The 8,970-nt window shown below is 46.1% G+C and carries 9 protein-coding genes; 4 read left to right on the plus strand and 5 right to left on the minus strand.

Annotation, left to right across the window (positions count from 1 at the left end):
* The coding region (locus ABY436_RS17315; RefSeq protein WP_372740182.1) for an aldehyde dehydrogenase family protein at positions 1–498 on the minus strand (498 nt) is incomplete at its 3' end.
* Positions 499–528: 30 nt separating this feature from the next.
* On the minus strand, positions 529–1,875 hold the full coding sequence (locus ABY436_RS17320) for an aspartate aminotransferase family protein (protein ID WP_372740183.1): 1,347 nt from the start codon (positions 1,873–1,875) through the stop codon (positions 529–531).
* A gap of 338 nt (positions 1,876–2,213) precedes the next feature.
* Here ABY436_RS17320 and ABY436_RS17325 point away from each other — a divergent pair, with 338 nt between their 5' ends.
* A complete protein-coding gene (locus ABY436_RS17325; protein WP_372740190.1) occupies positions 2,214–2,399 on the plus strand; it encodes an aldehyde dehydrogenase family protein in 186 nt (61 codons plus the stop codon).
* Between the two features lie 70 nt (positions 2,400–2,469).
* On the opposite strand, the gene ABY436_RS17330 is transcribed toward ABY436_RS17325, so the two are convergent.
* Complete coding sequence (locus tag ABY436_RS17330; protein WP_372740184.1) at positions 2,470–3,765, minus strand: NAD(P)/FAD-dependent oxidoreductase; 1,296 nt, start codon at positions 3,763–3,765, stop codon at positions 2,470–2,472.
* Between the two features lie 305 nt (positions 3,766–4,070).
* Between ABY436_RS17330 and ABY436_RS17335 the strand changes: the two genes are divergently transcribed.
* Positions 4,071–5,414 carry a glutamine synthetase family protein gene (locus ABY436_RS17335; RefSeq protein ID WP_372740185.1) on the plus strand — a complete coding sequence of 448 codons (1,344 nt, stop codon included), beginning with the start codon at positions 4,071–4,073 and terminating at the stop codon, positions 5,412–5,414.
* Positions 5,415–5,624: 210 nt separating this feature from the next.
* Here ABY436_RS17335 and ABY436_RS17340 read toward each other — a convergent pair whose 3' ends face one another.
* A complete protein-coding gene (locus ABY436_RS17340) occupies positions 5,625–6,629 on the minus strand; it encodes a hypothetical protein (RefSeq protein WP_372740186.1) in 1,005 nt (334 codons plus the stop codon).
* A gap of 353 nt (positions 6,630–6,982) precedes the next feature.
* Between ABY436_RS17340 and ABY436_RS17345 the strand changes: the two genes are divergently transcribed.
* Both ABY436_RS17345 and ABY436_RS17350 read left to right on the plus strand, forming a co-directional pair.
* A complete protein-coding gene (locus ABY436_RS17345) occupies positions 6,983–7,600 on the plus strand; it encodes an FMN-binding negative transcriptional regulator (RefSeq protein WP_372740187.1) in 618 nt (205 codons plus the stop codon).
* Between the two features lie 210 nt (positions 7,601–7,810).
* Complete coding sequence (locus ABY436_RS17350) at positions 7,811–8,014, plus strand: hypothetical protein (RefSeq protein ID WP_372740188.1); 204 nt, start codon at positions 7,811–7,813, stop codon at positions 8,012–8,014.
* 158 nt (positions 8,015–8,172) lie between these two features.
* On the opposite strand, the gene ABY436_RS17355 is transcribed toward ABY436_RS17350, so the two are convergent.
* The gene (locus ABY436_RS17355) at positions 8,173–8,898 is read right to left on the minus strand and encodes a glutamine amidotransferase (RefSeq protein WP_372740189.1); all 726 of its coding nucleotides are present in this window, start codon (positions 8,896–8,898) and stop codon (positions 8,173–8,175) included.
* Positions 8,899–8,970: the final 72 nt, after the last annotated feature.

Consider the following 8,970-nt stretch of genomic DNA (forward strand, 5'->3'; position numbering starts at 1 on the left):
ACCGCAGGCAATCGCCATCGGATACATCCACAACGGCACCATGGCAGGGAAGTTAAACGGCGTAATACCGGTCACAACGCCTAAGGGTTGAAACTCACTCCATGAATCGATATTCGGGCCAACATTTTTGCTGTGCTCGCCTTTAAGTAGCTCGGCAACACCGCAAGCATACTCGACATTCTCAATACCACGCTGCAACTCACCTGCTGCATCATGGCTTATTTTACCGTGTTCTTCACCGATCATTTCGCAGATTTTATCCGCGTTTTGTTCTAATAACGCTTTAAAGCGAAACATCACCGCGGCACGTTTGCCAACCGGTGTATTACGCCACTCAGGGAATGCTGCCTGAGCTGCTGTAATCGCTTCTTCTACGGTTTCTTTTGATGCCAACGCAACCTGTTTCGTGGCTAAACCGGTCGCTGGATTAAATACATCCTGACTACGTGCTGCATCGGTACGCATTTCACCGTTTATCAAATGGCCTACAATTGTCATCTTCTTTCCTCAATTTTTATTGTTGCGAGCTTATGCAAGTTCGTTAATCGACTCACCGAGCGCATTAATTACGTTATCTATTTCTGCATGCTCAACGGTAAATGGCAGACCCAATTGAATAGTGTCACCACCACAACGCACATAGAAACCTTTTTCCCAACACTTCATAGCAATCCGGAAAGGTCGCAGTGCCGGTTCTCCAGGGGAAGATTCAATGGTTAACGCACCGGCTAATCCGTAGTTACGAATATCCGAGACATATTTAGTACCCTTCAGGCTATGCAGCATTTCCTGGAACTGTGGGGACACAGTTCTGACTCTTTCTACCAGCTTGTCTTGCGCCAATATATCCAGTGAAGCAAGGCCGGCAGCACAGGCTACCGGATGTGCTGAATAGGTATAACCGTGCGGCAATTCCAGCATGTATTCTGCGCCGCCTTCTTGCATGAAGGTGTCGTAAATTTCCTGTTTAGCAACCATAGCGCCCATAGGAATAACGCCATTGGTCAGTTGCTTGGCCACCGTCATCAGGTCAGGAACAACACCAAATTCTTCTGCGCCTGTATTAGATCCCATACGGCCAAAGCCGGTGATAACCTCATCAAAAATAAGCAGAATATTGTGCTTATCACAGATTTCACGCAAGCGTTTCAGATAACCAACAGGTGGTGGAATCACGCCAGCAGAACCGGCTAACGGCTCAACAATCACCGCCGCAATATTTGATGCATCATGCAGTGCCAGCAGGGCTTCTAGCTCATTGGCTAAGTGCGCGCCGGTTTCCGGCATGCCCTTAGTAAACAGATTCTCTGGCAACATAGTGTGTGGCAAATGGACCGCATCGATTCCCTGCCCATAAAGTACACGGTTACCCACAATACCACCGACACTTACGCCTCCCCAGTTAACGCCGTGGTAGCCCTTAACCCGACCGATAAAGCGTGTTTTACTTGCCATACCTTTTTTGCGCCAATAGGCGCGGGCAACTTTCAATGCAGTTTCGACAGATTCAGAACCCGAACCGGTAAAGAAAACACGGTTCAATCCTTCTGGCATTAATTCAGTAATACGATGCGCCAGCTCAAATGACTTTGGATGTCCGTATTGAAAGGCCGGAGAATAATCCAGCTCTTTAATCTGACGGCTCACTGCTTCTGCAATTTCCGGACGGCTATGCCCTGCACCACAAGTCCACAGACCCGAAAGACCATCAAATATTTTTCTACCATCAGCTGAGGTGTAATAGTTACCTTGTGCAGAAACAATCAGACGTGGATCTTTCTTAAATTCCCGGTTGCCTGTGTAGGGCATCCAGTGTGCATCCAGTTGCGCCTGAGACAAACCGCAAAGCGCCCTAGCATCATTATTCTTATCCATTCGTCACCTCATTTGTCGCCAGCAGTTAGGCATAGCCATGTATTAATTCTGAAAAAGCCCTTTCAAACTCCAAGCGCTTTCAGATTTATCTATTTGTCTATTATGAACCTATATTCAGGTTATTAAATTCAAATATTTTAAACTTATCTTAAGCTTTTACTTACCTAACAAAGATCAAATAAATCCACATGATAGTGATTGCAAGCTATTTTTTTACACACAACATAGAGCGAATCTTCATTCAGGTTTTAGGTATTTCTCATGAGCAAAACAACGCCCCAGACTGGTCAAAGCTCAGCAGCGCTCACGTTTCGACGCTATGCTTTTATTAATGGAGAATCAATACCGCTCACAAAGTGGCGGCCGCTGTGCAAACCGGCAGCATGGCAATCAACAATTACCTGGGTGGCGATATGACTGTGCCGTTTGGCGGCTTTAAGGAGTCAGGCAACGGACGAGACAAATCACTGCACTCAATGGATGACTGCGCCGGTTTAAACGGCACCTGGACTGGGTTTGAATAGCGAGATCAGAGAGTCTCGCCGGATCTGTAAACGATATCAGTATGCGGCTCCGCTACTAGTTTGTTCTTTACTAAAAGAACCGATCACGCAAAGAGTAATACAACATACCCACCACCAACCCTGGCCAACGTAATAATGTGCCTCCCGGGAAATCAGGCGTTGGAACTTTGGCAAACAGATCAAATTTCTCGCTTGAACCGCTGACGGCTTCTGCCATCAATTTTCCGCCCAGGGTGGCCAACGCAACCCCATGCCCGGAATATCCTTGAGCAACAAAAACATTATCATCTATCCGTGCAAAATGCGGCATCCGATTGCGTGTAATGGCGAGCGTCCCTCCCCACGCGTAATCGATTTTGACAGCAGCCAGCTCAGGGTAAACGTCCAGCATGTATTTACGCACAAATCCGCGAATATCCTGAGGGAAGCGAGTGGTATAGTTTTCGCCTCCGCCCCATAACAAGCGTTTATCTGCAGAAAGCCTAAAGTAATTAACCACAAATTTCGAATCGGCAACGGCGACATCATCACGATTAATCTGACGACATAGCTCCACTGAGAGCGGTTCAGTGGCCAGCATAAAGTTATTAATCGGCATAATTTTGGCGGCTACACGCGGCTCCAGCTTGCCCAGATAGCCGTTGCAGGCCAGCAGAATATTGCGTGCTTTGACGACACCGCTGGCCGTATTAACCCGGCCATTTTTTCCGCCTTCATAATGACACACCCGGCTATTTTCATAAATATGAACACCTGCTTTTACGGCCGCTTCAGCAAGCCCCAACGCATAGTTAAGCGGATGCAGGTGCACACCTTCACTCCAGTACTCACCGGCATAAAAATGATCCGTTCCCAGCATGCTTTGCACTTCATCCCGAGGCACATAACCAATAGCCTCATATCCTAAGACCTGCTGTTTATGCTCAACCGATGCCTGCATAGAGGATACATGTAACTTTTTTGCCGCGACATGCAGCACCCCTTTCTTCAAGTCACATCGGATATCGTGCTTTTTAATAAGCTGTTTTACTAACGCCACTGAATCAACAGACATATCCCACAGTGCCTGTGCGGCTAACTCACCTACTTGCGTCGTCAGGGTTTCGTGATCCATATTATGACCGGGACATACCTGGCCACCGTTACGCCCCGAAGCACCCCAACCAACACGTTTTGCCTCCAGCACAGTGACGCTATAACCTTTTTCGGCAAGATGCAGTGCAGCAGACAATCCGGTATAGCCAGCGCCAATAACACAAACATCGCTACTGATTTCGCCTGTTAACTCATCGTTAAATTCACAGCACTGTGCTGTTGTGTTTGCAGAATCAACATAATAAGACGACTCATACCCGGCCTCACTCATTTCAATGCCTCGTCTAAAAGAAAAAATACAGCCTGAAAGCCACGTATAAGCCTCATGAAAAAAGCATTTAAACCACTGATTTAATCACTTAATTTGATAATAAACTATGATTAAATAGCTATATGAAAATCACAAAAATGCTTTTAAAATCAAATAAAATCCCTGGGTAATAATTCAGGTTTATAACACAAGTTAATAACTCAGCACGTTTGACATTGCTTATCATAGGGACGATTAAAAACGGCTTGCTGTTACGGGCTATACATTCGGCATTAACATTCAGGCACGACACATACAGGTGATTTATGGAAGCCGTAGAAAAGTTCCTCAAAGAGAACGCCATCATCGAAGTTGAATCGACCCTGGCAGATATGACAGGTAATGCCCGCGGTAAGTTTTACCCTACAAAAAAATTCCTCGCTGAGAAAGGCGGACGCATACCAGAAACAGTACTGGTTCAAACCGTCACCGGTGACTGGGCAGCTAACCATTACGACATCGTTGATGCCAGTGATCGCGATATGATTCTGCTGCCAGACCCCGATACCCTGAGAATCGTTCCCTGGGCCGCTGAACCGACAGCCCAAATCATCAACGACTGCTATGATACACAGGGCGGACTGCACCCCCTCGCATCCCGAACCGTACTGCGAAAAGTACTCGCACTCTTCGAGAGAGAGGGCCTGCGACCGGTCATTGCGCCGGAAGTAGAATTCTATCTTATCCAGAAGAACACAGATCCTGATTACGAACTCAAACCGGCTACAGGCCGTTCTGGTCGCCGCGAAACCGCACGTCAGTCTTACAGCATAGATGCCGTCAATGAGTTTAATCCCATCATTGATACGCTATACAGCTACTGTGAAGCCCAAGGGTTAGATATCGACACGCTGATTCATGAATCCGGTGCTGCTCAGATGGAGATCAATTTTCTGCATGGTGATCCGCTTAAACTAGCCGATCAGGTATTTGTGTTTAAACGCACCTTACGTGAAACTGCCTTAAAACATGGTGTATATGCCACCTTTATGGCAAAGCCTATGCAGTCAGAACCGGGCAGCGCCATGCACATACATCAAAGCTTAATTGACATTAAAACCGGTAAAAATATTTTTACGACAGAGAAAGGTGATTTCAGCGAAGCGTTTTATTACTATCTCGGTGGCCTGCAAACATACACACCGAGTGCGATCAGTTTCTTTGCGCCTAATGTCAATTCATATCGCCGTTTTGCACCGGATATTGCCGCGCCAGTCAATATGAAGTGGGGTATAGATAACCGCACAACAGGCTTACGCGTTCCCAAATCGGAAGCCGAAGCCACACGGATTGAAAATCGCTTTCCAGGGTCTGACTCCAACCCCTACCTGGCAATAGCCGCAAGTCTGGCGTGCGGATACCTGGGCATGAAAGAAAAATTACAACCGACTAAACCCACCTACGATGCCGCCGCCGAAGAGGGAGACAGCGTTGAACTGGCCCGCTCTCTTGAAGAAGGGTTGCGCCTACTCGAAAATTGCCCTGAATTACGGGAAATCATGGGGTCGCGTTTCATCGATGCTTATATCGGAGTTAAACGCGCAGAGTTCGAAACCTTCCACAAAGTAATCAGCTCGTGGGAACGCGAGTACTTATTGCTAAACGTGTAACCCTTGCATAAAACACAGAGCAGAAAGCACGCACCGTCAACAAGACGAGATCAAAACTTTCGATACTTTCGATATTTCCAATACACCCAATACTTCCAATACACCAAATATTCCCGTTATCCCGGGCCTCTGGCTTACGGGCTGGGCTTACGGGTTTAAAGGCTTTCGGGCTTTCGGGCTTTCGGGTTTAAAGGTTTAAAGGTTTAAGGGCTATAAACGCCATCCCCAATAATTCAAAAAGCCTGGAAAATCACGCATATCCGAGGCTTGCCGTGCCCACGGCTTAAGGCTGGTATAAAAACTCGGGCCATCATCGCCTGGCATACCGTAACGCTTATCCACACCGACACGTGAGTCGAGTGCCCACCAGCTCACTAACAAAAACTCAAATGGTTTAGATACACCACGCACATAACCAGTATCAGCTCCGCTAGTCTCAAACATCGACTCAAACCGCGCCGACTCCGACCCGCCAGATTCCGACCCAGCAGAGCGAGGCAACTTATCTAAATCACTCATCGGCCTCAATGTCAGTGGCTGTACAGCATATTGTGCTATCACTTTATCTAATGGCAGCACATCAATATGATTCACCCGATGTGTTTCATCCTGTAAATAAATAACAAATTTTTCGTCATCAGCTCCACTCAGTTGAAGTAAGCCGGGCAAAACAGCGCCATAAACCGATTGCTGATGCGTATTCCAGTTATCAGGGTAGGCCGACTTAGGCAGGTAATTCGTTGGTTGTATCGCCAGATAACAACCACAGGTATGCACCGTAGTGAGCAAAACAGCTTGCTGCTGACTGTTAAGTGTAACCACCAGTAACAGACCGACATTCTTACCCGTGGTTAAATTAAACGGCAGCAAACTAAAAGGGACTTTTTCAAAATGCAGGCGGTATATCAGATTTGTGTATTGTCCATTGGTGGTTTCAAATAAACGCTTCTCGGTATAAACCACCGCCTTAGCTGGGTTTATCCTAAGCGTCACTCGCTGGGCTTCACTAACAATTTCAGGCTGGCCGATGCGGTTATAAGAATGCCGTGGCCGCTCACTGACGATCACTGGCATACTCCGGGAGATCGTATCAGTACCCGAGGCGGCAAAAGCAAGCCTTGGCAGGTTTTCGTCGAAAGCTAAACCGGCACAACCACCTAATAAAAAAAGAGTAATGAGAGTCGCTATTTTTAACAATACAAAACGATATAACATGCTATTGACCCTTAAAAACACGATGACACATCATCACCATTCCAGATTAAAAAATCTCTCTGGCAGAAAAGGCTCATCCGACTAATGTGTGTCAAAACATTGCCATAATGTTCCTATAAGACCTTACACTATACGACCTTACACTAAAGGATTTTACATTATAGGATCTTACAATACTGGACCTGTACAAACCGGCTGTAACTGTTAATTTATCAATCCAAAGCTGAATAAAAAACACCTGATTAACTACATAATAAACTACATGATTCCATTAGATAGATTATTGCCGATCGCATGCTCGTTTTTTGCAGGGCTAAAATGGCAATAATCGAGAGTCAACGATAAGGAGAAGTATGTACATTCCGAGTAATATGAAGATGGATGACTTATCCACCGCTCACGATTTTATCAATGAGTTTGGCTTTGGCGTTATTGTCTCCGACTCCTTAACCGGTACACATCTGCCTTTTGTTCTACATCGCGATGAAGGCGACAATGGTGTGCTGTATAGCCATTGTGCCAAAGCCAACCCGCACTGGAAAGAACTCGATAATAAAGAAGTACTCATCATATTTTCGGGCCCGCACAGTTACATTTCACCCAGTTGGTACGCTCAATCACCTGCAGTACCTACCTGGAACTATGCGGCTGTTCATGCCTACGGCGTCGTCTCTCTGCTAGACGGCAAACAAACGTTAGAAGCAGTTGAACAGGTGGTTGGTCAATATGAGCCGGGGCTTTTATTAGAAAAAAATATCATTACCGATGAATTCAGAGACAAGATGCTGCCGGGCATTGTCGGCCTCAAGGTCGAATTATCACATATTGAAGGCAAACTTAAACTGGGACAGCTACGTAAAAAGGAAGATCAGGTTGGCGTTTATAACGCACTTACACAATCCAGTAATCTTGAAGATCAAGCACTTGCGCACTATATGAAAAAGATCAACCTAGGCACCGGAGCCACTTGATACCTAAGGTGTCTTCTTAAGGCTTGGCTGGCTCATATTCTGCAGCCTCTAATGATGAATTTATCTCATCTAAACAGTTAAAAAAGATCTCTTGTTGCAACGCAATATCAACCCTAGAATGCACTTCTATTTTACGACTACCCTGACATAGAGGGCACTTTCAGCCACTCATGCAGATAGCTAATCACTGACAGACTTATAGAGAACGCCATGACCAGTTTAGATGAATTCAGAAAAAATTTCGTACCTACCTACCGTGAGCCAGAAAAGGACTATTTCCTGCGTTTGGCTACGGAATACACCAAGCTAATTAAGCGTGAAGCACGTCAGGCGCGCAAAGCGTATTGGATCAATCTGCTATCAACAGCGATTAAGCCAGTAGTTAGCAGGCCTAACTTGCTGCACTCAAACTAATGTGGCTATATCGATACAATTAAAAAAGCGGAGCTGAAAAGTATCCGCTTTTTTTGTGCCCTACATTCAATAAGACCTGCCTTTACCTCCTCTCAAACATTCTGTAAGCAACCGCTGAAATCTTATTACCAGAAGATATACAAGGTGAAGGAAAACAGCTAGTTCAGCGCCCGACTCTTCAAAAACGCCGCCATCCAGCGCGCTACTTCAGAAGAATCAGTGGCTGCACCGGGCTGACGCAGTGTGGCTAAGCCTTGCTCCGCTACATCAAGAGGGACAACCGTGCCTTTGCGCGCGTTGACCAATACGTCTTCAAATTCCAGCGTGAATTCCGGGTGCGCCTGAATGGTCAGTATCCTGTCATCATAGATAAGGCCGGCGTATTGACAGAAGTCAGACGTCGCAAATACCTGCGCATTAGCGGGCTTGTCGATTACCTGATCCTGATGCATGGAATTAATGGTAAATGCGCTTTCGCTTGATGGGATAAAGTCAAACTCACCGGTCAACTCATAGCGCTGCAAACCAACACCCCAGCCACCTTCATATTTATCCACTTTGCCGTTAAAAGCTTCGGCAATTATCTGATGCCCAAAGCAGATGCCGACCATCGGTTTATTCTCAGCATGAATCTCCAGGATAAGCTCCTTGAGCTTTTGCATCCAAGGCAGGTTCTGATATACGTTAAACTTAGAGCCTGTAATTATCCAGCCGTCACACACGCTGGCATTATCAGGAAATTCATCCTCGCGCACATCAAACACTTCATATTCGAAGCTGCAGTCTGCTTCGTTAAACAACTGAACAAACATATCCGCATAAGAGCCAAACGTGCCCAGCAGTTCATCGGGAGTAATCCCCGTTGCAAGGATACCTATTTTCATTTTATGACCCACCACTTTGTTCTTTCTTGATTATTACACACTATTTATTGGGGCAGATGCTTATGTAAAAGC

The sequence above is a fragment of the Neptunomonas sp. genome (assembly GCF_041601355.1).
Lineage (GTDB): Bacteria > Pseudomonadota > Gammaproteobacteria > Pseudomonadales > Balneatricaceae > Neptunomonas.